At 32.7% G+C, this 25176-nt stretch carries 19 protein-coding genes; 6 read left to right on the top strand and 13 right to left on the bottom strand.

Annotation, left to right across the window (positions count from 1 at the left end; all coding sequences use genetic code 11):
- Window positions 1–49: 49 nt before the first annotated feature.
- From AB3G36_RS04490 to AB3G36_RS04465, 6 genes are all read right to left on the bottom strand, one after another.
- On the bottom strand, window positions 50–2911 hold the full coding sequence (locus AB3G36_RS04490) for a TonB-dependent receptor (protein WP_367756424.1): 2862 nt from the start codon (window positions 2909–2911) through the stop codon (window positions 50–52).
- A 584-nt stretch (window positions 2912–3495) separates the two neighbouring features.
- Window positions 3496–3624 carry a FeoB-associated Cys-rich membrane protein gene (locus AB3G36_RS04485; protein ID WP_367756422.1) on the bottom strand — a complete coding sequence of 43 codons (129 nt, stop codon included), beginning with the start codon at window positions 3622–3624 and terminating at the stop codon, window positions 3496–3498.
- 6 nt (window positions 3625–3630) lie between these two features.
- Window positions 3631–5730, bottom strand: coding sequence for a ferrous iron transport protein B (gene feoB, locus AB3G36_RS04480; RefSeq protein ID WP_367756420.1), 2100 nt, complete (start codon window positions 5728–5730; stop codon window positions 3631–3633).
- The gene (locus AB3G36_RS04475; RefSeq protein WP_367756418.1) at window positions 5730–5969 is read right to left on the bottom strand and encodes a ferrous iron transport protein A; all 240 of its coding nucleotides are present in this window, start codon (window positions 5967–5969) and stop codon (window positions 5730–5732) included. Before AB3G36_RS04475 ends, feoB begins: the two co-directional genes overlap by 1 nt.
- Window positions 5970–6119: 150 nt before the next feature.
- A complete protein-coding gene (locus AB3G36_RS04470; protein ID WP_367756416.1) occupies window positions 6120–6785 on the bottom strand; it encodes an SCO family protein in 666 nt (221 codons plus the stop codon).
- A gap of 125 nt (window positions 6786–6910) precedes the next feature.
- Entirely contained in the window at window positions 6911–9229 is a 2319-nt protein-coding gene (locus AB3G36_RS04465; protein ID WP_367756414.1) for a TonB-dependent receptor, read from the bottom strand.
- A gap of 509 nt (window positions 9230–9738) precedes the next feature.
- Between AB3G36_RS04465 and AB3G36_RS04460 the strand changes: the two genes are divergently transcribed.
- Window positions 9739–11802: a M13 family metallopeptidase gene (locus AB3G36_RS04460; protein WP_367756412.1), complete on the top strand. Its 2064-nt coding sequence runs from the start codon at window positions 9739–9741 to the stop codon at window positions 11800–11802.
- Between the two features lie 70 nt (window positions 11803–11872).
- Here AB3G36_RS04460 and AB3G36_RS04455 read toward each other — a convergent pair whose 3' ends face one another.
- From AB3G36_RS04455 to AB3G36_RS04435, 5 genes are all read right to left on the bottom strand, one after another.
- Complete coding sequence (locus tag AB3G36_RS04455; RefSeq protein ID WP_367756410.1) at window positions 11873–12817, bottom strand: DMT family transporter; 945 nt, start codon at window positions 12815–12817, stop codon at window positions 11873–11875.
- Window position 12818: 1 nt separating this feature from the next.
- The gene (locus AB3G36_RS04450) at window positions 12819–13643 is read right to left on the bottom strand and encodes an SDR family oxidoreductase (protein WP_367756408.1); all 825 of its coding nucleotides are present in this window, start codon (window positions 13641–13643) and stop codon (window positions 12819–12821) included.
- Between the two features lie 175 nt (window positions 13644–13818).
- A complete protein-coding gene (locus AB3G36_RS04445; protein ID WP_367757886.1) occupies window positions 13819–16143 on the bottom strand; it encodes a M28 family peptidase in 2325 nt (774 codons plus the stop codon).
- A 99-nt stretch (window positions 16144–16242) separates the two neighbouring features.
- The gene (locus AB3G36_RS04440; protein WP_367756406.1) at window positions 16243–16590 is read right to left on the bottom strand and encodes a hypothetical protein; all 348 of its coding nucleotides are present in this window, start codon (window positions 16588–16590) and stop codon (window positions 16243–16245) included.
- A 3-nt stretch (window positions 16591–16593) separates the two neighbouring features.
- Window positions 16594–18117, bottom strand: a complete 1524-nt coding sequence (locus AB3G36_RS04435) for a carbon-nitrogen hydrolase family protein (RefSeq protein WP_367756404.1) — start codon at window positions 18115–18117, stop codon at window positions 16594–16596.
- A 189-nt stretch (window positions 18118–18306) separates the two neighbouring features.
- Here AB3G36_RS04435 and AB3G36_RS04430 point away from each other — a divergent pair, with 189 nt between their 5' ends.
- Window positions 18307–18639 (top strand): single-stranded DNA-binding protein, encoded by a 333-nt coding sequence (locus tag AB3G36_RS04430; RefSeq protein ID WP_367756402.1) that lies wholly within the window; start codon window positions 18307–18309, stop codon window positions 18637–18639.
- Between the two features lie 307 nt (window positions 18640–18946).
- On the opposite strand, the gene AB3G36_RS04425 is transcribed toward AB3G36_RS04430, so the two are convergent.
- Both AB3G36_RS04425 and AB3G36_RS04420 read right to left on the bottom strand, forming a co-directional pair.
- On the bottom strand, window positions 18947–19465 hold the full coding sequence (locus tag AB3G36_RS04425; RefSeq protein WP_367756400.1) for a ferritin: 519 nt from the start codon (window positions 19463–19465) through the stop codon (window positions 18947–18949).
- A 38-nt stretch (window positions 19466–19503) separates the two neighbouring features.
- The gene (locus AB3G36_RS04420; protein ID WP_367756398.1) at window positions 19504–20133 is read right to left on the bottom strand and encodes a CatA-like O-acetyltransferase; all 630 of its coding nucleotides are present in this window, start codon (window positions 20131–20133) and stop codon (window positions 19504–19506) included.
- Between the two features lie 353 nt (window positions 20134–20486).
- Here AB3G36_RS04420 and AB3G36_RS04415 point away from each other — a divergent pair, with 353 nt between their 5' ends.
- From AB3G36_RS04415 to AB3G36_RS04400, 4 genes are all read left to right on the top strand, one after another.
- The gene (locus tag AB3G36_RS04415; RefSeq protein WP_367756397.1) at window positions 20487–21512 is read left to right on the top strand and encodes a hypothetical protein; all 1026 of its coding nucleotides are present in this window, start codon (window positions 20487–20489) and stop codon (window positions 21510–21512) included.
- A gap of 11 nt (window positions 21513–21523) precedes the next feature.
- Window positions 21524–22378, top strand: coding sequence for a polysaccharide deacetylase family protein (locus AB3G36_RS04410; RefSeq protein ID WP_367756395.1), 855 nt, complete (start codon window positions 21524–21526; stop codon window positions 22376–22378).
- Between the two features lie 371 nt (window positions 22379–22749).
- Window positions 22750–24186, top strand: coding sequence for a circularly permuted type 2 ATP-grasp protein (locus AB3G36_RS04405; protein WP_367756393.1), 1437 nt, complete (start codon window positions 22750–22752; stop codon window positions 24184–24186).
- A gap of 35 nt (window positions 24187–24221) precedes the next feature.
- Window positions 24222–25175, top strand: coding sequence for an alpha-E domain-containing protein (locus AB3G36_RS04400; protein WP_367756389.1), 954 nt, complete (start codon window positions 24222–24224; stop codon window positions 25173–25175).
- The last annotated feature ends 1 nt before the right edge of the window (window position 25176 follow it).

The raw sequence follows: 25176 nt of genomic DNA, 5'->3' as shown, positions 1-25176 counted from the left end.
ATTTTTAAAACAGTTCTTTTATGCCTTAATAAACCAGCTCTTTTTGAAATCAAAATCTATAGTTAAGTGCCAGACTAAACTGGGTTCCCAATTGGCTGAAATGATATCCTTCATATGTCATTTGAGAATAACGCCCGTTGAAAGTAATCAAATTAAATTGTGACTTAACTTGTGACGAATCTTTTAAAATTGCAGCTCCAGCTTCATTTTCGGCTTTAAATTTCCATTGGGGCAACACATTAAATAGATTGTTGACATTAAAAGCAAAAACCAATTGACTTGTAGGGGAATAATTAATGCCTAAGTCAGTAACTATTTTTGGGGTAAACTCTGTTCTTAAATTTGGATTTAAACCGTCTTGCTTGAATGTCGTTTTTCCAAAATAGGTGTTATTAAGAATGAATTCGTATTTTGAAATTTTATAAACCCCACCCAAAACCCATTTTGTTTTAGGCCTTGAGGTAAACATTAAAGCACTTAAAGTAGGACTAAAATTATCGCTAGTAACAGCTGAAATTCTTTTGTTTTCAAAAACCACATTTCCCGATAAATTCATCCCTAATTTCCCATTTCCAATGGGAATATCTCCATAATTCATAACTGCATCTAATCCAGATGTTCTGGAATCAAATGAGTTTTCAAACCAAGAGACTGTTCCAAACTGTGTTTCCACTTTGTCTCCCAAAAGTATTCGATCATTCACTGTAATTGTATAATAATCAATAGTGAAATTTACATTTTTAAAAGGGTTTGCCCCTATACCCATAGTCATATTTCTAGATTTTTCTGCATCTAATTTTGGGATTCCTAAAATGCGCGCCTGAGCAGAAATGTTATTGATCAATCCACTAATTTTTATTCCTTGTCCTGCTACAAATGAATACTGTGATTTTTGGGAATAAATTTGATGCAATGTTGGTGCTCTAAATCCTGTAGAAAAGGATCCACGAATGATAACTTTATCATTAGGAAATTTATATCTTGAACTGATTTTCCAAACCGTTGCGCCCCCAAAATCGCTATAATCTTCATAACGAACGGTTCCATTTAGTATAAAGTTTTTAGAGAAATCATATGCCAAATCGATGTACCCTCCAAAATTGTAACGGTTCCATTTACCCGAATTTTCAGGTCTATTTCCAGAAAAGGAATCGGCTCCTTCTCCCTCCCAAGACGCTCGGTCTCCTTCGGTAATTTCAAAAGTTTCAGTCCGGATTTCTGAACCAAATGCAACACTAATTTTATCGGAAACAACTTTTGAAATATCTAAATTCCCTACTACATGATGGAAAGCTACTCCGCCTGGTTTAAAATTTATGGGACTATTTTCTTGATAAACGCTCACCCCATTTTGATCTTTTATGACTGATTTATTTTGTGAATCTTCTACAGTGTAGGTTTGTGAGTTTCCCCCAATTGTAACACTTGCATCAGTGTTCCATCCATTTCTTATGGACTTATATCCTAAGGTGGCATTATAATCATTTAAATCTCCCGTAAATGTGGGAAGATATCCATTGTAAGAAGCTACCGTTTCATTGCCAAAAAAATCTTTCAAATAAGTGGGATATGTTGATGCGGTACTCCAGTTTGGAATAGAATTATTTTCAAAAGGATTTTGTATGGATCTCCAATATGGAGTTCTATAATTGGCAAATGAATTAACTTTTTTAAACACATAGAGGGCATTGTAGTACACTTGTGTTTCACTGGATAAATCAAACCCACCATTAATTAAGAATTTAGCTGTAACAGTTTCTGGCGAACCATTTATGTTTTTCGCATCAGGATTGTTTTTTAAAAAAGAATCAACTGCTTCTCTCCCTGAAACATTCCCTTTATTTATAGTTGCAAATTTTGCATTATAATCGGGTGAGCCTTTGTATCCTTGAAAAACTGCACTAATCCCATCCTCGGTCATTCCATCAATATTTGTTCCGTTTAGGGTATGATCATCGTTTATATAGCTGGACGGTTCATTAGGGTCTATTTTGATAAAATCATTAAATTCTCCTTCTGCATCTACTTTTCCAGGTCTATTAGCCAAATTTACTTTTGAAAAATCAATAGTATAGTTTACAAAGCCGTTGTTACCCGATGTAGAACCGTTGTTCAAACTCACCCCAAATAGTTCTCCATCTCCTTTTTTAGTTATTCCAGTTCGTACTGTAACTGCCCCGTTATTTGGTCTTTTTTTTAAAATAACATTGATCACACCTGCTATTGCATCAGAACCATATTGCGCTGAGGAACCGTCACGTAAAACTTCTACCCTTTCAATTGCATCAATTGGAATACCCGAAATATCGGCAGCCGTTTCACCTCGACCAGGTGAGGTTTGCAAATAAAGTAAAGCACTTAGGTTTTTGCGTTTGCCGTCGATAAGAATTAAGGTTCTACTAGGACCCATGTTTCTAATTTCATAGGGATCCAATAAGGAAGTGGCATCATTTACAGGTGTTTGAACGGTATTGAAGGAGGGAATTTTGTATTGCAATGCTTTATCCAATGTGAATTGGCCTGTAGATATAAGATCTTCCGATGATAAAACATCTATCGGAAGTGAACTTGTAGTATTACTCCTTGGTACAGTTCTAGTTCCTGTAACCAAAACCTCATCTCTATTTTGCCCCCCATTTTGTGATAATACCGCATTCAATATAGATTCACTGGCTTCATATTCTTGTTTAGAAAAGCCATAATAACTAACAACCAAAGTGGCACCTTCTTTTACAATAATTGAATACGCACCATTAATATCAGTAAAGACACTATTATTGGTTCCTTTTTCCGTGATGTTAGCTCCAGCCAAAGCGACACCAGCATTGTCAATGACAAAGCCTGAAATTTCTTTTTGTGAATAAAGAAAAGCAACCTTCAGAAAAAATAATATTAAAATAAATTTTTTCATAATGTGTTGGTATTGGTTCGCTTTTGTTTGAAATCAATGGCAACATAAAATCATAAAAGTGATTTCATCAATACTTCGCTGTTTCCTTTTGGAATAAGTATTGAATAAAAAGACTCATCAAGAAAACGGAACAAACTTACTTTTAACTAAAACGGCTTATTTCCTTGTCCTTTCTATTTCATTTTTTGAAAAGAAGTAGCATAAAACACTCTTACTAAGAAGTAAGCACTAGTTCAAAAGGAAGTAATTTTTTGAGTTATAATTTTTTACGAATAAGATAAAGCACTAAAAATTATGAATGTTTAAAATTCATAATAGTTCTATAATTTCAATTGCTATTGTAGATATAAAGCGGGAAGTCTTGAAATTACTTTTAAACAGCTTCTATTATTTGCAATATCTTAAATATTGTTTTTAGGAATAAAAAAAGATAATCAATTGACTTTAAGCATTTAACTACAAGATTTGTACTATAAATTTAATCAAAATTTATTGATTACAGTGGTGTTTATTAGTATTTTAAGAAAATTTTACTGGCATTAAGTAGTTTGTACTTTAAAAGAAAGTATTAAAACGATACTCCTTTAATGACAACCACAATCCGTACCATCACCACAATTTTTATCCGATTTTTTCTTTTTAAAAAAGAATTTTTTGATTAAAAAAACTAGGGCAATTCCGAGAGCTGTAAAGGCGATTATTTGCTGGAACATACTGTTTTACTTTAAAATTTGGTAGGCAATTAATGCTACAACGTAGGCAAAACCACTCATGAAAATAAGTTGTCCTAAAGGCCACTTCCATGAATTGGTTTCTTTACGCGTTATGGCTAATGTACTGGCACATTGTAAGGCAAATGCATAGAACAATAACAAGGAAATTCCAGAGGCAAAATTGAATATTTTCTTTCCAGTTTCAGGATTTATTTCCGCAGCCATTTTGTTTTTAATGGTATCTTCATTATCGCTTCCACCCACACTGTAAATAGTTGCTAATGTGCCCACAAAAACTTCACGAGCTGCAAATGAACTGATGATAGCAATCCCTATTTTCCAATCATAACCTAATGGTGAAATGGCAGGCTCAATGGTTTTTCCCATGATTCCGATATAAGAATTCTCCAATTTGTAAGAAGCCACTTTATTATCTAATTCCTGTGGAGTAATGGTCGTGTTTTCAGATTTAGTGCGTATTATTTCGTCGGCATTATTGAACTTCTTTCCTGGTCCATAAGAGGCTAAAAACCATAATACAATGGAAATAGCTAAGATTATTTTTCCTGCTCCAAAAACAAAAGCCTTCGTTTTTTCAATTACATTAATAGCTACGTTTTTAAACATTGGTAATTTGTAGTTTGGCATTTCAACTACAAAAAATGTTTTCCCTTTAATTTTTAATATTTTATTTAAAACATAAGCAGAGAATATTGCCATTCCAAAACCCAAAAGGTACAATAACATTAAGGTTAAACCTTGAAGATTAAATATTCCCAGAACACGAGTGTCAGGAATTACTAACGCAATGATAATAGCATAAACAGGCAGTCTAGCTGAACAGGTTGTAAAAGGGGTGACTAGTATGGTAATGATTCGTTCTTTCCAGTTTTCAATATTTCGAGTAGCCATAATTGCCGGAATAGCACAGGCAGTTCCTGAGATTAATGGAACAACACTTTTTCCTGATAACCCAAACTTTCGCATGATTTTATCCATCAAGAAAACCACTCTACTCATATAACCACTTTCTTCTAAGATGGATATGAATAAAAACAAAAATGCAATTTGAGGAATAAATATCAAAATTCCGCCGATACCAGGAATGATCCCTTGAGAAATTAAATTGGTTAAAACACCTGCTGGTAAAGTATCGTTTGCCAAGGTACTCAATGAGGCAAACGTGCTGTCTATAAAGTCCATTGGTATTTTTGACCAATCAAAAATAGATTGAAAAATAACAAACAAAATGACGAAGAAAATGAAGTACCCCCACACTTTATGCGTTAAAACACGATCCAGTTTAGAACGGAAATCTTTTGCAACTGAGGCATCAACGTTTAATCCTTCTTTGAGTACGTCATTGATAAACTGATATCTTTTTATCGTTTCTTTTTGCTGTAATCGTTTTAAATCCGAATGTGATTTTGTAAAGGAACTGTGAATTTCTTTACGTTCTAAGTTTAAGAAGTTAACATCCTGAGTAATAACCAGCCATAATTTATACAACAATTGGTTTGGGAACGCTTTGCGCAAGCTGTCAAAATACTCCGGATCAATTACCGATGCATTCAAACAAGGTTCGCTTGATATCGTTTTGTAAGTGATTATCATTTTTTTTAACTCCTCTATTCCAAATCCTTTTCTAGAACTGATTAAAGCAATTTTAGTTTTTAAATGTTCCTCCAGATATGGAATATTCAAAGTGATTCCCTTGTGTTCCATTCTGTCAGCCATATTTATGACTAAAATGGTCGGAATTTCAAGGTCTTTTATTTGGGTAAAAAGTAATAAATTACGTTTTAAATTTTCAACATCAGTAACAACAAGCGCAACATCAGGATATAGTTTATCGTTTTTATTAAGCAACAGTTCAATAACCACATTTTCATCAATAGAACTGGCATTTAAACTGTATGTTCCTGGTAAGTCTAGGATATTGGCTTTTATATTATTGGGTAATTTACAAAAACCTATTTTTTTCTCAACAGTAATCCCAGGGTAGTTTCCTACTTGTTGATTCAGTCCAGTTAATTGATTAAAAACAGATGTTTTCCCGGTATTTGGATTGCCTATTAAAGCTACGTTGATATTTTTATTGATCATTAAAGCTTAATTTTTATCATTTCCACTTCAATCTCGTTTGCTGTTTCCACTCTAATGGCCAAATGAGAACCATTAATATTTAAATATAATGGGTCTCCAAATGGAGCAATTTGCAATAATTCAACCATATTACCAGGTAAACAGCCCATTTCAAGTAATTTCAATGGAATGATATCAATATCAAAATCTTTGATAATGGCCTTTTCGCCTTTTTTAAGTGAATTTATCGTGGTGCGCAAGTCTTATTTAGATTGAATTAATATTGCAAAAATACATATTATAATATAAAAATGAATGATATTTATCATTTTTGTCTTTATTCCAAGAAAATTAAAATTCTGAAAACAAGACTGTTCTTTTTACTTTTACAAGTAGGAAATAACAAGAAATTATTGGTTTGATAAAAAATTAATATCTTCAATTAACTTTTGAATATCTTCTTTTTTAGTACCGTCATAAAAACCACGAACTCTTCGTTTAGCATCTACTAACACAAAATTCTCCGTGTGAACCATATCGTATAATTCACTTGGTTTTCCCATTTTGACTGCTAAATATGATTTTCGAGCCATCGTGTATATTTCCTTTTTATCACCAGTAACTAAATTCCATTTGCTATCATTAACACCATATTTTATAGCATAGGCTTTTAAAGCAGCAACACTGTCTACCTCAGGAAATACAGTATGAGAAAGCAACATTACTTTTGGGTTATTGAGAATGGCTTTTTGAACATCAAATAAATTCGCGGTCATTTTAGGACAAATAGAACCGCAAGTAGTAAAGAAAAAATCAGCCACATATATTTTTCCTTCATAATCTTTTTGGGTAATGGTTTTCCCATTTTGATTTGTAAAAGAGAAATCGGCAATAGTATGGTACTTACTAATGTACTGCACCGTACTGTCAACTAGTTCAGGATTTACATCCGCAGGATTAAATATTGGAAGTGTTTTACTTGGTTTTAGGGCCGTATAAAATAAATATAGTATAATGGATGATAGTACAACAAAAACACCTAAAAATTTTCGGTATCTACTGAAAATTGATTTCATAAAAAATAATTTTTGCAAAAATACGAAAAGGTAATTTTAAAAAAGAATCTACAATGAAATCAATTTTAAATATCAAAAAAAAACTTGTTTTGTAAATCCATATTCTTGAATTCTTTTTTTCGTTGTTAAAATTTAACAATTACATTGCAAAATAGTTGTCTTCCATGCTGTAAAAATTGTTTTGGCCCGCCTATTCTTATATTGGGTTGGTAAAATTGGGAATTAAACATATTAGTAACAAACAATTGTGTAGTAATTTCGACATCATAGACTTTTATTTTTGTGTACGAAAATGTCAGATCAACTTTAGAAAAAGAGGGGATCGTCAGTATTTCATTAATGTCTTTATTACCGTGTTTTGCTTTTATTTCTGAATAATAATTTATTCTAGAATTGACTATAAAGTCCTCTGTTATATTATACGTCAAGCCTCCAGTTATTCTATGTGGATAAACGCCTAGATTTACCGTGCTAACACCTGCATATTCATCAGCATCTTTTCTAACATAGGAATAACTTATTTCGGTTCTGATTTTTCCTGTTTTATAAAATAATTGACTCTCAACACCAAAGACATTTATTATTTTACCAGAATTTACGAAACCACCCGTTTCTGTAGGCTCAATAAAATTTGTTGCTGTATTTCGATAGGCAACAACATTAGCTATCAAATTACTTGTAAACGATTGATTTATTCCAAGTTCGAAAGTATTCATCTTAGCTGGATTAAGCTCGTTAATAACATTATTTACTGAGGAAGCGCCCAGTTCAAAAATATTAGGTTCACGGAAAGCCTGCCCAAAAAGAAATCGAATAGACGTTTTTTGAAAAGGGGTGTAAACTAAACCACTACGAAAGGTAAAAATAGATTTATAAATATTGTGATAGTCAAATCGTCCACCTAGCGTAACGTATAATTTATCAAATAGTGTTTTTTGCAATTGTAAAAATAATGAGTTTTTATACTGACGATAAAAGGGTTTACGCATACTATTTTCGATCGAACGTGTTTCATCAAAACTAGGGTTTAATCGCTCTGTAGAAAGAGCTAAACCTAATAAATCAAACTCATCAAAAGTATATCCACCGATTATAGATAACGTTTGACTCGGTTCATAATCTAATTGTACATTTCCTTTATATCGTTTTGAACCCGAGCTCGATTGTTGTGAATAAGCCATCATGAAATTGTCTTTAATTTCTTGTTCAGTAAGGGGAAATTCCGGATTATGTCCGTTTTTTACCATAGTGTCATAGATTACATTATCAAAAGTGTAGTTCACTCCCCAAAATCTTTCTTTATAAAATTGAATTTCTGAATTAATTTTAAGTTTAGCTGTAATGTTTTTTTCAACACCTGCATAATACAAGGCCAATTCACGGAAATCACTTTGATTTGTGTAATCTAATGAAATGTTTTCAAGTCCTTTACTTCCTTGAAGCTCATACCCTTCAATTCCCACATAAAACCCTTTGTAAGAAATTTTGGCAGCATAAGGAAGTGACCAACTTCTCTTTTTAAATTCTTGATTTACAGGAAATGCTTTAGTAGGAACTGCTTGTCTAAAATTTACGGTGTCTTTTATAAAGTCTTTGTAATCCCAAAGGTTAGATCGAAAATATCGAAAACTACCACTAATACGAAAATCAGCAAAATTTTTCCCAAAAACAATACTCTGAGATTGTGTTCCTTGTGTTCCAATTTCAGTGTGATACTCCGTTTTATTAAAATCAGAAGAGTCATTTTTTGTGATAATATTAATTACACCAACCAAAGCATTTGCACCATAAAGGGCTGATGCAGGACCTTGCAGAATTTCAACCTGCTTTATATTATGCGTTGCAAATTGTGTTGAAATAAAAGTCTCGGAAGCAAATAAATTTTGCATTTCTCTACCATTGACTAACAGTAGTGTTTGTGAAAAATTACTTAGAAAACCTCGTTGTCCTCCAAAAGTAAAATGGTCAGTTCTTATCGGGACCACACCTGGAATGTTTTCTAATAAACTGGTTAAATCATAATATCCTTTTTCAATAATATCTTTTTCGGTGACTACATAAATTGTTGCAGGTGCAATTTTTTGATTCTGTGGTTTTTTCGAAGCTGTTATCACTTCAATATTCATTAGTTCATCCAAACTGAGTTCAAATAAATCAACATCAGTAATCAAAGACATAGTTATGTTTATAACATCATTGGTAATTTCGACTACTTGATCTTTATAGTTTTCTTTAGTGAATTCAAGGGTACTATACGTTTCTGGCACTTCAATAGAATACTTACCAGCGGCATCTGTAAAAGCTTTTAGGGCCGTATTTTTCACACTGACTTTTACACTTTCAATAGGCCTGTTTGTTTTATCACTTATTACCCCAGTTACTATTTGTTGTGCAAATGCAATATTTACTGTGAGAACCAATATAATAAATAAAGACTTTTTCATCGTTCCTTTTTTTATTACTAATTGATATTCGTTGACTAAAATAGTCACTTCAGTTTTGCCTGGTAGATCTCGACCAACTCTATAAAATATTTGTTTATAGTTGCATTTTAAAGAGTCGTCAACTTTGGAGCATTTTGTTGGTAGACGTTGTCAATCCCTATTTTTATTAAATTTATCTTTTTCAAAAATAGCTTTATCGTATTTCCTATTTGAGTTTGACACAATACTGCTAAATTATTTCTAAGAATGAAGTTCTTCTTGCAGAATAAAGTTAGTCATTTTTTTGTTTAGAACAGTTGTTTTCCTATTAAAAGAAGTTGAAAAACGACTCCTCTAATAAAATTAGTATTATAATTTTCAACTATTTATATTATAACTGGGAGAAATAATGTTATTCAAAAAAAGCCTTTGAATAGATTATTTAACAAAACATCGACTACATGTTAATTTTAACATCTTATTTAAAATATTATTGATATGTTTGTGTATCAGTCTAAACCATTATAAAAATGAAAAAATATTTCAACAACACTCTTTTCTTTACGATTCCTGCAATTTTTGGATTAGCGACCATTCAGGCTCAAAACGTTCCGGTACATCAAAATCCTGGGATTAATGTTTCAAATATGGACAAAAGCATTCGGTCAAATGATGACTTTTTTAGATTTGTAAATGGAGCTTGGCTAGACAAAACAGAAATTCCAAGTGATAGAACTTCTTGGGGAAGTTTTAATGAATTACTTAAAAAAACGGATAAAGATGCACTTGCCATTTTGAAAGAAGCTGCAAAAAATCCTAAATATAAGTTCAACACAGATCAAGGAAAAGCGATTAATCTTTTCAATTCAATTTTAGACACAGTCAACAGAGACAAACAAGATATCATTCCATTATTACCCTACTTAGCCAAAATAGATAAAATTAGAAACTCTCAAGACCTTCAGAAAGTATTGATTGAAATGGAACCCATTGGTGGCCTTGGTTTTTTTGGAGTAAGTGTAGGAGCTGATGATAAAAACAGTTCTAAAAACGCACTTAACTTAGGAGTAGTTCGATTAGGGTTACCTGATAAAGATTATTATACATCAGAAGAGAAAGACACGAAAGAAAAAAGACAAAAATACGAATTACATATTGCTCGAATGCTACAATTCATAGGAGAAACTCCAGAGCAAGCCAAAGAAAGTGCTAGTGCGATTTTAGCCTTGGAAATTGAATTGTCAAAACCACGTTTAGACAGAGTAGAACGTAGAGACGGAAGATTGCAATACAATCCAATGACTATTGCTCAATTACAAAAAATAACTCCGCTAATAAATTGGGGAAATTATTTTTCAGGTCTTGGTTTTACAAAATTAGACACAGTTATAGTTTCAGAGCCAAAATACATGAAAGCATTGCAAACTATTCTTGTAGAAAATAATGTTACAGCTTGGAAAGAATACATGAAATGGACATTATTAAACAAATCTACTAGCTTACTTTCTACTACAATTGAATCAGCCAATTTTGATTTCTATGGTAAAACATTAACTGGTGCAATTAAGCAACGACCAAGAGAAGAAAGAGCACTACAAACCGTAAATGGATCTGTGGGAGAAGCTTTAGGAAAATTATACGTTGAAAAAATGTTTCCTGCTGAAGCAAAAGCAAAAGCGGAGAAAATGATTAGAAACATTATTATTGCGTATCAAAATCGAATTAATGATTTAACTTGGATGTCAGCAGAAACCAAAGTTAAAGCAATTGAAAAATTAAGTAAGATTGCCATCAAAATTGGATATCCTGACAAATGGAAGGATTACTCCAAATTAGATATTAAAGCAGTTACTGATGGTGGTAGTTATTTTGAAAATTCAAAAAATCTAGCAAGATGGAGCTTTCAAAAAGATATTGACAAACTATACAAACCAGTAGATAAAACGGAATGGTACATGTCACCACAAACGGTAAATGCCTATTACAATCCCTCTTATAATGAAATTGTTTTCCCAGCAGCAATTTTACAACCTCCATTTTATAACTACCAAGCAGATGAAGCCGTAAATTATGGCGGAATAGGCGCTGTTATTGGTCATGAAATTTCTCATGGATTTGATGATTCAGGAGCGCGTTACAATGCTGATGGAAACCTAGTAGACTGGTGGACTGCTAATGATTTAAAAGAATTTACTGAACTAGGAACTTCACTTGCGGATCAATACAGTGCTTTAGAACCTTTACCAGGAGTTCATGTTGATGGTAAATTTACCTTGGGAGAAAACATTGGTGATTTGGGAGGCGTGAATGCAGCTTATGATGGATTACAATTGTACTTAAAAGACAATAAGAACCCTAGTCTTATCGATGGCTTTACACCGCAACAACGTTTCTTTATTGCTTGGACAACAGTTTGGAGAACTAAATCCCGTGATGAAGCCTTAAAAAATCAAGTAAAAACTGATCCGCATTCTCCAGGAATGTATCGTGCTTACGTACCTATCCAAAATGTGGATGCTTTCTATGATGCATTTGGAATAAAAAAAGGAGACGGTATGTATATTGAACCCGAAAAAAGAGTTAAAATCTGGTAAGAAAAAATATTATAAAATCAAAACCCAAGTGAGAACTTGGGTTTTTTTGTATCTATAAGTAAACTAATTTTTAGAATTTATTTTCTAATGCCATTTTACGAGACTTCCGTATCGAATGATTCACCATATACAAGCCACAAAGCGTAACTGCTCCACCTAAAGCAATTGCCATTGTAAGTAGTTCTCCAAAGATAAATGCACCTAATAGCACCGCTACAATAGGATTAATGTAAGCATAAATACTATTTATTTCAGGCGGCAATTTTTGTAGCATATAGATAAATGCAATAAAGGTTATAGCCGAGCCAATGATTACCAAGTATGCAATTGCCCACCAAGAATTTACTGGAATTGATGTTATATTCACCCCTGTTCCTGTTGCCCCCGTAATCGTCAAAAGGAAAATACTGGAAATAAACATTTGTAATCCGAGGCTGAAATAAGGATTAAAAGTGGCCGCTTTTTTCTTAGTATATAAACTTCCAAAAGCCCAACTTATCGTAGATATTACTGAAAGTAGAATTCCAAATCTGAAATCAGGCTGCAAGAAATCAGTTAGATGATCATAAAAAATAACACAAACACCACCAAAACTTACTATCAAACCTAATATAGCCTGTTTAGCTAATTTCTCTCCTCTAAAAAAAGTAATAATCACAATCCATAAAGGAAAAACAGCATTTATAATTGCACCCAGTCCACTACTAATATATTTAACTCCCCAAGTACTCAAACCGTTACTCAATGCAAAATTAAGCAAACTCAATATGATAATTGTTTTCCACTGTTTCCCTTTAGGCCAAGGTGCTTTTTTATATAGAAAAAAACAAACATAAAGGAACCCACCAATAAACTGTCTAATTCCCGCCAATTGTAAAGCAGGCATGTGCTTCACTCCTTCCTTTGAAGCAATCCAAGTGGTTCCCCAAAAAAAACACACAACACAAAGTGCTAGAATAGGTAAGCCAATTTCATTAATCTTATTTGAAAATGAAGTTTGAATTTTTTTTATCACCCTATAACTGTTTAATTGCAAATGAATATTGAAGTGTTTGTTCTAATTTATCACTTAAAATGGTTTTCCCTTCTGAAACTTTATCATGATTGAACTTTGGTGGAACTAAGTTATTTTCCAAAGCTTTTTGAGTATAGTATTGCTCTCTTGAAGGATGAAATGGCGTAACTGCATTGAAGGTGTCGCCCCAAATATTCCTTTCAATAATTTTCAAGATAATACCAATACAGTCGTCTTGATGAATTAGATTGATAGGCGCTTCGGGATTGTCTACATTTTCTTTCCCAGCTAGAAATCGGGCGGGATGACGATCATTGCCAATTAATCCTCCAAAACGCAAAATGGTCGTTTTAAAATGAGTATTCTCTACTAATAATTCTTCTATTGCTAGTAATTGTTTGCCACTTTCAGTTACGGGTATCGGTTTTGTATGTTCATCAACTACAGCATTGGCTTCGCCATAAACAGCTGTTGAACTAATGAATAACAAGTGTTGAATAGAAGACTGTTCCAATAAAGGTAAAAGGTTTGCTATTTTTTTTACAAACGAATTATTATTGGCATCCGAATAATCTTTGTTTTTTCCTCTCAATTTGGGCGGAATTGCTATGATAAGCGTTTCACTTCCTTCAAAAAAAGTGGAAAGAATATCAGGAACACTTTCACTATCAAGTGCTAATAAAAAGGCTTGAATACCACCATTTTCTAATGTAGAAAGTTTCTCTACTGAAGTTGTTGAGCCTTTTACAATAAATTTTTTTTCAACTAAAGCTTTCGCCAAAGGCAAACCCAACCAACCACAACCTAGAATGCTAATTTGTTTCATTTTTAACTTAAATAGAGAATACAAAAGTAGTGCAAATCAAAAGTATTTTGGATAAAAATTTTAGTGTCATTTTTAGTTTCGTTCTAAAATTAAAAACCGCAAATTCACAGCTTTAATTGGTGAATTTGCGGTTAATTTTAGACTTTAAAATCAAATAAATATTTAAAAAATAGAATTATTGCTCTACACTTAAACTATCCTTTACTTTTAAAACTGGTGTTCTTTGGACCGTTTTAATTGTCTCTATAATTATTGGAACTTCAATCACTTTAGGAGAGGGTTTTATTCTTTCTTTAATCACTACAGCATCATTCAAAACAAAAGGAGTTGGCATCATCCAAGGAGCTCTTGGAGTCATCCCAAATAAGGGGTTAGACATCAAATCAAAAGAGCTTTCTAAAAGTTGCATATCAAAAAGAGCTGATTTATTTATCGCAAATTGCATTTCTAGTGGTTCGTTATTAACTACATAATAACTTACTATTTTCTTTCCGTTGCGATTCATCTTTGATCCATTTTGTTCCAGTTGTTTAGCACCATTAGCCTTGAAATCATAAAATACTATTTTTTCATCAGCAAAAACATCATAACGATTAACGCTACGATTGGGACTGATTTTAATTTTAAAATAGCGGTGATTTCCAGCCACACTGTCTTTTAGAAATTCAATGGTAGGTTTTGCTAATTTTTTCACAGGAGCTTCTGCGGCGTAAGTAAATTGAGAATCATATTTACTGAACAACGGAGTTTCAGCCCAAGAAGTTGCTTGTTTTGGGTTTTCACCCAAATAGCTTTTAGTCCAAACATCTAGGTTTTTATCATAGGTAACCCAATGGGCTTTATTTTTATCTGCGTCATAAATGTAAACCAAACTGTTCGATTTGGCTTTGCCTTTTTCATAGCCTGATTCGTAGTGTGCTTTCGCAAAAAATCCAACAGAAAGCAGTAAAAAAACAATTGCCCATCTTCCCTTTTTAACAAAAGTACCAAAAACAGGTAATAACAATGCAAAAGTTAATGCCGTAAGAATCGCACTTCCAAAAAGAATTTTCAACCCTAATCCTATAGGGAACATTTGAATAAAGGGCGCAATTAACAATAAAGCAGGGATAATTAAAATAAGGTTTAAAAGTAGACTCGATTTTTGTGTGATGATAAAAATTCCAAAAACAAAAATTCCAAAATATACAGGAATAATTAAAAATCCAGCGCCTTGTAAATAGAAAGCAATAAATCCATTAATAACAAGCCACAGGAACAAAGGAGCTACATAATGGTTCATTGTGCGTTTTTCAACAGACAATTTTTGATAAAATGCAAAACAAGTAGCTAAACTTAATAGCACAAAGGCAGCAATATAAGCATGCCCATTATAGGTAAAGCCATTGAGTAAGTCGTTGTACTGCGGGTAAACTATCAAGAGTCCTTTCCATCCAAAAAAGGTCACCAATCCAGCAGTTAGTATTGAACCTAAAAGGGGAACAAATCCTTTTATGATTTCTGAAAAAGTTAAAATTCTTTTAGCAATTCCTATAAAAATTAAAAACATAAAAAGAAGTACTGCGACAAACAACATTGATAAAACCCAACCAAAAGGGTAATGTATAAAAGTATAAGGAATGGTGAAATAGATATCGTCATTTGCAATTTGAGTGCTGTTTAAGTCCGCATTCGAAAAGTAATGCAATAAGGGCATCAAGTAACTTCCCTGATGTGCCAATGTGTTTTTATTTAAATGGCTACTATCATCTTGAGCGGTATGGTAATTATAGTGATCATCAATAAATGCAAAATTATACCCTTGAATGTTTCCTTTTTCTCTAAAAACAGTTAAATCAGTATCGTTAGGAAGCATTTTATAAATACTGTACATCAAAGAGTTGGTTACTGGCATTGGTGCCCCCGCAGCAGCAAATTCTTTTACTAACCCAGCGTTACCCCCGTTTGTTTCCATAAGCATATAGCTAGGTCCTGAAGAACCACGCGCCTCAAAATTTAGAACCAGTCCAATTTCCTTTGCCCATTGGTGTTCTGTTACAAAAAGAGCAGCACCGTTTAAACCCAATTCTTCGGCATCCGAAAAAAGAATAATAACATCATTTTTATGAGGTGTTTTCGCATATAAAAAAGCACGTACACTTTCTAAAATTGTAGCAACTCCTGAACCCGCATCACTGGCGCCACGAGAAGACGAATGTGGGGCACTGTCGTAATGGGTAAGCAATAATAAGGCTTTTGTATTTTGAGTCCCTTTTATTCGGGCTAAGATGTTTTTAGATTTAACTAAATTGCCCCAGTCAGTTAAGGTATATCCTTCTTGTATGGATGTTTCTAGTCCCAATTTATGTAGTTCTTGTTGCAAGTATTCAGCAACTTTTTCGTGATTGGTCGAACCTACATAATGCGGTTGTTTTGAGATCGCTTCTACTTGAGTGAAAGCTCTATTAGTAGAAAATTCAGATAGTGGAACGGCATCATTAGAAGTCCATTGTGGCATCATGGTAAAATAAAGTATTGCTAGTACAATAAGAATAAACAAAATGTAAAATAGGGAGGAAAAACCTTTTTTCATACTTGGGGGATTTGGGGTGTTGTGGTATTAAATATCTTTTTTAACTAACATATAGAAATCATTGTCCAAAAGCATATAGCCTTGATCATACAAGAAATAGTAGGTATTTCCTGTTTTTGTTTTCAATATGTTAGTGAAAAATTCAAAATCAAACCCCTTACTAAGTAATTTGGCTCGGGTTGTTTTTGACTTTCCATCGGGATTAAGTTCTAGTAGGATGCGATAATTTTTGCGCAATTTATTATTAATATTACGCATGAAATTATTGTTGTCTTTATTTATTTTATTATTATAGGCATTGCGACAACCATCACTGCAGAATTTTTTATCTTCCCGCCCTACAATTTTCTCACCACATTCTAAACAATTTTTCATTTATTATATTTTTTTCAAACTATATAAATCGTGTCTTCTATCCTTCATGATTTTTACACTTCCATGTTCGTGTAGTTCTCTTAAAAGATTAATGTCAACATCCACAATTAAAGTCATCTCCGTATTTGGTGTTGCTTCCGCTTTTACTCCATTACTTGGAAACGCAAAGTCGGAAGGAGTAAATACAGCTGCTTGGGCGTATTGAATATCCATATTATTCACTTTAGGCAAATTACCTACACAACCTGCAATGGCAACATAACATTCATTTTCAATTGCTCTTGCTTGTGCACAGTGTTTTACTCGTGTATATCCATTTTGGGTGTCAGTAAGGAAAGGGACAAATAAAATATTCATTCCTTCATCAGCCATTAACCTAGAAAGTTCTGGGAACTCTACATCATAACAAATGACAATTCCTATTTTTCCACAATCAGTATCAAAGGTTTGTATCGTGTCTCCTCCTGTAATTCCCCAGTGGAAAATTTCATTTGGGGTAATGTGTATTTTGCGATACATTTCGTTTGTACCATCACGTTTGCATAAAAAACCAACATTATAAACATGTTCGTTCTCTATGAAAGGCATACTACCCGTGATAATATTGATATTATAGGAAATCGCAAATTCTTGAAATTTTAATTTTACTGCATCCGTATGTTTTGCAAGTTCACGAATCGCTTCGGCTTCTGACAAATGGTTGAAGTCAGCCATTAAGGGCGCAGTAAAAAACTCTGGAAATAAAGCAAAATCACTTCCATAACCCGAAACGGTATCAATAAAAAATTCAGCTTGTTCAAAAAGCGCATCTAGATTAGCTAATGAACGCATTTGCCATTGGATTAATCCAAGTCTCACCACACTTTTGGTTGTGTTAATTAACTTTGGACTGTCATCATAATAAATATTGTTCCATTCTAACAGAACAGCATACTCAAGAGATTCCGTATCTCCTTCTAAATAATTCTTAAGCACACGAACTTCATGGAAATCATTACTTAATTGAAATGATAAAACAGGATCGTATATTTCTTTTTTCTTTACTTTTTCAATATATACTTTTGGAGTAATTTCATCCTTATATTTTCCGTAAGATGGAATTCTACCTGCAAAAATGATTGATTTTAAGTTTAATTGTTCACACAATTCTTTTCTAACATCATACAAACGTCTTCCTAATCGAAGTCCGCGGTATTTAGGATTGATAAAAACATCAATACCATAAATAACTTCTCCTAAAGGGTTATGAGTTGAAAAAGTATAATTACCTGTAATATTTTTGTACGTTCTAGTCTTGAATGCAAAATCTTCTGTAACTAAAATAGATAATGCAGAGCCAACTACAATTCCATCAACAACAATTACCAATTGTCCTTCTGGAAATATTTTTAATAAGGTCTCTAATTGTTCTTCTTTCCAAAATGATTCCGCCATTTCTGGATACGACTCAATCATTGATTTTTTTAATTCTTTATAATCCTCTATTTTTAAATTTCTTAATTCAATAGACTGTATTGTACTTGGCATATGTAAATATTTTTTGACAAATATAAGGAATTTATTATCCGTTTACAAACGTTTACAAATATTTACAACCGAAAGTAATTGAATACTAACCGAATAAGTTTTAGTTATTGTCGAATCTTTGCCATGTCGAAACAAACAAACATCGGCACGATTTTTACACTTAACAATAACATTTAAAATTTACACGCCATGAATGCATTAAGAAACAAAGTACAGTTAATCGGACACCTAGGAAACGACCCCGAAATCAAAAATTTTGACGGAGGAAAAAAACTAGCCAATTTTACATTAGCAACAAATGAGTCCTATAAAAATGACAAGGGAGAAAAAGTAGAGGAAACCCAATGGCATAGACTAATAGCTTGGGGGAAAACGGCCGAAATAATTGAAAAATACGTAACTAAAGGGAAGGAAATTGCTGTTGAAGGAAAATTAACCCACAGAAGCTATGATGATAAAAATGGGGAAAAACGCTATGTAACCGAGGTAGTGGTAACGGAACTCCTTTTATTAGGAAAGTAATTTTATTTAAGAACTATTTTTTAACAAGTCAATAAACACAAAAACCATCGATACTAGTCGATGGTTTTTTTATTTAAACTAAAATAGTTCTTACTTATCGTTGATCAAATCTAGGGCAACGTTTACATCGCTTATCTTCTCCGTCTTTGTAGTTCTCACAACACTTTTTCTTTAACCCTTTATCAGACTTATCTTTTTTAAGGAGTTTTTTTTTCTCCTTTTTTTTGGCTTTATTTTTATCCTTTTTACTCAATTTGTAAAGAGTTAAAATTAAGAAAGCAATTATAATTCAGAAATCAAGAGTCTCTTACTTCGAATGACCTGAAGTCACACTATTTACCGTTAATTGTTGGATATCTCTATCAAACAAATACAAACCTCCCTTGTCATCTCCTATCAAATGTATTTTATCTAATATGTTTTTAGCTTGCGCTTCTTCTTCTATTTGTTCAGCAACATACCACTGTAAGAAGTTATGAGTCGCATAGTCTTTTTCGGAAAGAGCAATATGAACCAATTCATTAATCGATTCCGAAACGAAAACTTCGTGTTTATACAACTCTTCAAACATTTCCTGAAAAGTGAGATAGGTTGTTTTGGGAGCCTTTAGTTGGGTTACTTGAGCATGTCCACCACGTTCGTTGATAAATTTAATTAACTTCAACATATGTACGCGTTCCTCATCTGATTGTGCATACATAAATTTAGAAATCCCTTCTAGTCCATGAGTTTCTGCCCATGAAGCCATTGAAAGGTAGGTTTGCGAAGATTCAGCTTCAATACGAACCTGATCGTTCAGTGCGGATTCAATATTTTTTGATAGCATAACTAAATGTTTTCTATAAAGTTACAAAAAAGAAAAGACTATTGATTCATTAACTCTTGAAAACAGTCTACAAATTGTCCAACATGCAAACCATCCATTAATCCATGATGAACATGTATTGACATTGACATCGTTTTTTTTCCAGCTTCATTAGTACTCATTTTTCCAAATGAAATTTTTGGGCAACTATCGGGAAAAGTATAACTGCGGGCATGCGAAAGGGATGTGAAATTAATCCATGGAATTGCAGAAAAATGAATTACATTATCCGTATCAAAAGCACGAGTAAAAAGGCCTGGTGCATTTTGAACCCGTTCTATTTCTAATACCGCATTGGCGGTAAAAATTTCAAAATCAGCATCATATTCTATCCATGAAAAACCAAAAGAACCATCTGTTCTTCCTATCGTTGCTGAACCGTCAATTTTATCATAAATAATAATCTTATCCTCTGAAATTCGGTACCTAAAAGGTTCAATTGTATTCACTGCCACTAACGTTTTGTAGAGGTAATAAATAAAAAAAGTGCTTCCCAGTTTTTTTGAAGTTTGATAGGCTTTAGTACAATCAATTTCTACGGTTACACCAAAAAAAGGTTCTTCAAATTTTCTAAAAAAATTAAAATGCTCTTTTCTAGGCCAGTTTTCAATATCTAAATATGTTTTCAAAATGTTTCTCTTAAATTATTTTTCAAAATTACAGCTATTTAATTTTAAGATGGTATTTACAGGAGAAAACAGTTTCCTTTTTTTAAACAACTAAAGTAGCACGTCTTGGAATTTCATATAATAATTGGCAGTAAAATCAAAACCAATATAGAAATACTATAGATAAGGATAATACAACTAAAAAACATTCAAAAACAAAAGGAGAGTTAAAAAAATGTAGCTGATTTTTTGCTAAAAAAACAGCTGCTAAAAAAAATTCTTTCTTAATGATTATATTATAAAATCATACCATATAAACATAACAAATAGCATATAAATAGACTTACCTTTGTGTAAACATCTAATTTATTTTTATGAAAAATTCCGTTATCCTATCACTTTCTATTTCTATTTTGATTGTCTTTTCTAGTTGCAATCAAGGTAAAGCCGCGGACGAAAAAATAATTGAAAAACAAACTACTAAAGTCGTTACAGATTCTGTAAAGAAAAAAATAGTTTCTACTATAGATACCTTAGATTATAACAAAAGAATGCTAGCGATTAGCAATAATGACACTACAGGAAGATGGCCTGTAAAAACACCTTATCCTTTGCCCGGAGCATTACTACCATACAATAGGATTATTGCTTTTTATGGAAATTTGTATTCCAAAAGAATGGGGATACTTGGAGAAATCCCAAAAGAACAAATGCTTAAGCAATTACAAGGAGAAGTGGCCAAATGGGCAGCAGCTGACCCTACAGTTAAAACAATTCCTGCTTTGCATTATATTGCAGTTACTGCTCAAGGCTCACCTGGGAAAGAAAGTATGCACCGCATGAGAATGCCTTTTAAGCAAATTGACACTATTTTAAGTTGGGCAAAACCTATAAATGCTTTAGTTTTTTTAGATATTCAAGTAGGACATAGCAACGTTAAAACTGAAGTGACTCAATTAGAGCAATATCTTGCATTACCAAATGTTCACCTTGGAATTGACCCTGAATTTTCTTTGAAAAACGGAGAAATCCCTGGCTCAAAAATAGGAACGTTTACCGCAGATGATATTAATGACGCCATTGATATCCTTGCTAATTTGGTCAAAAAAAATAAATTGACTCCAAAGGTGTTAATCGTACATCGCTTTACACAAGGAATGGTCACTAATTATAAAAAAATAAAAACAGTTCCTGAAGTACAGGTAGTAATGGATATGGATGGTTTTGGTAGCAAAGTACTTAAAAGATCCACTTACCTTACTTATATCTATAGAGAACCTGTTCAATTTACAGGATTTAAATTGTTTTATAAAAATGACAATTGGAACGATTGGAAAATGTACACTCCTGAAGAGTTGTTAAAATTTACTCCAAAACCACTTTACATTCAATACCAATAATTAATAGAACTATGAAAAAGAGTATATTAGTAGTTATAAGCTGCTTTACCATTTTGATAGGATGCCAATCTAAAACGGAGCAGAAAGAAACCTATAAAAAAGAAACTACCCAAGTTTCAATTGCTAGTCCGGAAAAGGCACCAAAAAAAGAAACGGCTAATGCCACCACTATTCTTGCAAAAAAGGAAGTCCCTATATTATGCTACCATAACATTCGGGAATTTAGTAATACAGCTAGTGGAGATATAAAAACGTATACCGTTAAACCAGCTGTTTTTTCAGCCCAAATGAAAGCTTTGGCTGATGCAGGTTATCATACCATATTACCCAATCAATTGTATGAATATCTCGTTCATGACGGTCCGCTACCGGACAAACCCGTGATGATTACTTTTGATGATACAAGAGAAGAACAATACACTATAGGTGCAGCAGAAATGAAAAAATACGGTTTTAAAGGGGTGTTTTTTGTGATGACCGTCTCTATTAATCGACCAAAATATTTAAGTAAAGAACAAATTAAAGACTTATCAGACTCTGGTAATGTAATTGCAGCACATACTTGGGACCATCATATGGTAACTAAGTATAGTGGGGATGACTGGAATATTCAGCTTAATAAACCAAAAACTAAACTGGAAGAAATCATTGGAAAACCAGTAACGTACTTTGCCTATCCTTTTGGGCTTTGGAATCCCTCTGTTATCCCAGAAATCAAAAAAAGTGGATATCAAATGGCTTTTATTTTATCTACAAAAAGAGACTCAAACGATCCTCTTTATACCATAAGAAGGATAATAGTTTCCGGTACTTGGACAGCAGATGGAATGCTAAAAGCAATAGAATCTAGTTTTAACAAGCCCTGATTTACATTCCTACTATCCTTTTTAAGAAGACTTCATTTTAAAAACAGCATATGTCAAAAACTAGATTTAACATCTTAGTAATGACTTGTGCTGTTTTCCGTGCTCTAATTCTTCATAAAAAGACCCAAATCACGATGATTTAAAGGGAGATAGTTTATAATACTGGTACTATAAACAGTACTGAATTATCAATAAAACATAGAATAAAAATAAATCATTCAAAAAATTGATATTAAAAAAGGAATAGTATATTTATTATTGAATAATTAATAAAATCGTGTTTTTAACAAATAAAATAGTTATTTTAGAGAAAAAATTGTGTTTTCCACACCATAAATAGCATTTGTTTAATTTTTTAATAACGATAATATATGATAAAATTAACACCTAGTTTAAATTCAAATGGATGGGATGAAATGTTCTCAAAAGAAGGTGTTAGAGACTCATACCGCCAAGTACTACAAACATTGGAAAGTTTAAGTATTGCGCAACTAAATGAAAAACAAAAACAGGCTTCAGATATTTTCATGAACCAAGGGATAACATTCACGGTTTATAGCGATGACGATCAGGGAATTGAAAGAATTTTCCCATTTGATATTATTCCTAGAATAATTACCCAGAAAGATTGGATAGAAGTAGAAACAGGGATAGCGCAAAGGCTAAAAGCTCTTAATTTATTTTTGGAAGATATTTACAACGAACAACTTATTATAAAAGAAGGCATTATTCCTGCTGCATTAATTGCTTCATGCCCTCATTATATTCAAGAAGTACACGGAATAAAACTACCCCATAATATCCACGTACATATTGCGGGTATTGATTTAATTAGAGGAGCCGATGGAGAATTTTATGTCTTAGAAGACAATCTAAGATGCCCTAGTGGTGTGAGTTACATGATGGAAAACAGAGAAATAACCAAAAGAGTGTTTCCTGAAATGTTCAGCAACAATGATGTTAGCATGGTGGTCAATTACCCTATGATTTTTCATAATATTTTAATATCTCTTTCTCCAAGAAATATATCAAACCCAAATGTAGTTTTGCTCACTCCAGGAGTTTATAATTCCGCTTACTACGAACATACTTTCCTCGCGAGACAAATGGGAGTACCATTAGTTGAAGGAAGAGATTTAGTTGTGAATAACAACAAAGTCTATATGAAAACAACTTCCGGTCTTCAACAAGTGGATGTAATTTACAGACGATTAGACGACGAGTATTTAGACCCCCTTGTTTTTAAACCAGACAGCACACTTGGTGTTCCTGGATTGATAAGCGCTTATAAATTAGGAAACGTTGCTTTGGTAAATGCGGTAGGAAATGGAGTCGCTGATGATAAAGCCGTCTATGCCTATGTTCCAGATATGATAAAATACTACCTAAACGAGGAACCTATCTTAAAAAATGTACCTACTTATCAAATGGGTAATAAGGAAGAAAGAGAACTTGTATTTGCTAATATGGAAAACATGGTGGTTAAAGAAACGAACCAGAGTGGTGGTTACGGAATGATCATGGGGAATAAAGCGACCGAAGCAGAACTTGAAGCCGCCAAAATTGCAATTATTGATAATCCTAGAAATTTCATAGCACAACCCATTATCCAGCTAAGCACCGTTCCTTGTTTTATCGACGGAGAACTTAAACTGAGACACGTTGACCTAAGGCCTTATGCATTATGTGGCCCAAACGGAGTTAAAATAGTACCTGGAGGGCTAACAAGAGTTGCACTTACCGAAGGATCCTTAGTCGTAAATTCCTCGCAAGGAGGTGGTAGTAAAGACACTTGGATCATAAAATAAAAGCAATTGTTTACGAACTTAAAAAAACACACACTATGGAAGTAAATATGCTAAGCCGTGTTGCTGATGGAATGTATTGGCTTAACAGATATATGGAAAGAACAGATGGAATGTTGCTCACCCTTAACACTCTTTATGCTTTATCTTTTGACAAAGAAACTAATGATTATCAAGGTTACAAACCTTTATTAGAATACTACACCATATTGTCAAATGATAAAATTAGAGAAGTTCAGTTTGATACTAATTTTGTTCTAAAATATATTATTTGTGATGAAAATAATCACAACTCGGTTAAAAACCTCATTACTAAGGCACGTGAAAATGCAAGAGGTTCTCAAGATAAGATAACAAAAGAATTATGGGAACATATTAACTCCATGTACCTTTATATTAATTCTCCAGACTTGCCTAAAAAACTAGAAACAGCCAAAGCACTAGATGTATTGGCCAAATTAAATAAAAACTTTTTGCTTTATAATGGTATCATTCAAGTTACCATGCCAAGAGGATTAGGATGGTGCTTTTCAAGCATAGGCAAACATATTGAGCGTTGTTTACAAACCATTTCAATGACTCAGGCTTATTATGCTCCTATCAATTATAACGTAGATGGAAATGAAGATTTACTGTACTGGAGAAAACTACTGTTATCTCTTTCAGGTTATGAAATGTATATGAAGAGTTATAGTAATATTCCTCACAACCAGAAAGTAATTCAACATGTGATTTTTAATAAAGATTTTGCCCATTCTGTTTATTATACTTTAGAGTACATCGAAATATATTTAGAAAGCCTATTGAAACAAAATTATTTAAACGAAGGACGAGTGTTACAAAATCAATTTGGAAGACTCAAAAGTTATATTGAATTTACCGATTATCAAAATTTAGATAACCAACAATTAGAGGAAGTACTTCACAATACAAAAAAACAATTGATGCAATTTTCGAAAGATTTTTCTAAATTATTTTTTTCTTATACCTAAC

The organism is Flavobacterium sp. WC2430, assembly GCF_040822075.1.
Lineage (GTDB): Bacteria > Bacteroidota > Bacteroidia > Flavobacteriales > Flavobacteriaceae > Flavobacterium.
Note: the sequence above shows the minus strand (reverse complement) of the source record. Positions and strands in the feature narration are given on the sequence as shown.

What these genes read in the sequence shown, in the direction of transcription:
- AB3G36_RS04405 (WP_367756393.1), top strand. Translation starts at nt 22,750, where the DNA reads ATGATAAAATTAACACCTAGTTTAAATTCAAATGGATGGGATGAAATG.
- AB3G36_RS04490 (WP_367756424.1), bottom strand. Translation starts at nt 2,911, where the DNA reads ATGAAAAAATTTATTTTAATATTATTTTTTCTGAAGGTTGCTTTTCTT.
- AB3G36_RS04410 (WP_367756395.1), top strand. Translation starts at nt 21,524, where the DNA reads ATGAAAAAGAGTATATTAGTAGTTATAAGCTGCTTTACCATTTTGATA.
- AB3G36_RS04460 (WP_367756412.1), top strand. Translation starts at nt 9,739, where the DNA reads ATGAAAAAATATTTCAACAACACTCTTTTCTTTACGATTCCTGCAATT.
- AB3G36_RS04470 (WP_367756416.1), bottom strand. Translation starts at nt 6,785, where the DNA reads ATGAAATCAATTTTCAGTAGATACCGAAAATTTTTAGGTGTTTTTGTT.
- AB3G36_RS04485 (WP_367756422.1), bottom strand. Translation starts at nt 3,624, where the DNA reads ATGTTCCAGCAAATAATCGCCTTTACAGCTCTCGGAATTGCCCTAGTT.
- feoB (WP_367756420.1), bottom strand. Translation starts at nt 5,730, where the DNA reads ATGATCAATAAAAATATCAACGTAGCTTTAATAGGCAATCCAAATACC.
- AB3G36_RS04440 (WP_367756406.1), bottom strand. Translation starts at nt 16,590, where the DNA reads ATGAAAAATTGTTTAGAATGTGGTGAGAAAATTGTAGGGCGGGAAGAT.
- AB3G36_RS04435 (WP_367756404.1), bottom strand. Translation starts at nt 18,117, where the DNA reads ATGCCAAGTACAATACAGTCTATTGAATTAAGAAATTTAAAAATAGAG.
- AB3G36_RS04425 (WP_367756400.1), bottom strand. Translation starts at nt 19,465, where the DNA reads ATGCTATCAAAAAATATTGAATCCGCACTGAACGATCAGGTTCGTATT.
- AB3G36_RS04465 (WP_367756414.1), bottom strand. Translation starts at nt 9,229, where the DNA reads ATGAAAAAGTCTTTATTTATTATATTGGTTCTCACAGTAAATATTGCA.
- AB3G36_RS04430 (WP_367756402.1), top strand. Translation starts at nt 18,307, where the DNA reads ATGAATGCATTAAGAAACAAAGTACAGTTAATCGGACACCTAGGAAAC.
- AB3G36_RS04415 (WP_367756397.1), top strand. Translation starts at nt 20,487, where the DNA reads ATGAAAAATTCCGTTATCCTATCACTTTCTATTTCTATTTTGATTGTC.
- AB3G36_RS04400 (WP_367756389.1), top strand. Translation starts at nt 24,222, where the DNA reads ATGGAAGTAAATATGCTAAGCCGTGTTGCTGATGGAATGTATTGGCTT.
- AB3G36_RS04450 (WP_367756408.1), bottom strand. Translation starts at nt 13,643, where the DNA reads ATGAAACAAATTAGCATTCTAGGTTGTGGTTGGTTGGGTTTGCCTTTG.
- AB3G36_RS04445 (WP_367757886.1), bottom strand. Translation starts at nt 16,143, where the DNA reads ATGATGCCACAATGGACTTCTAATGATGCCGTTCCACTATCTGAATTT.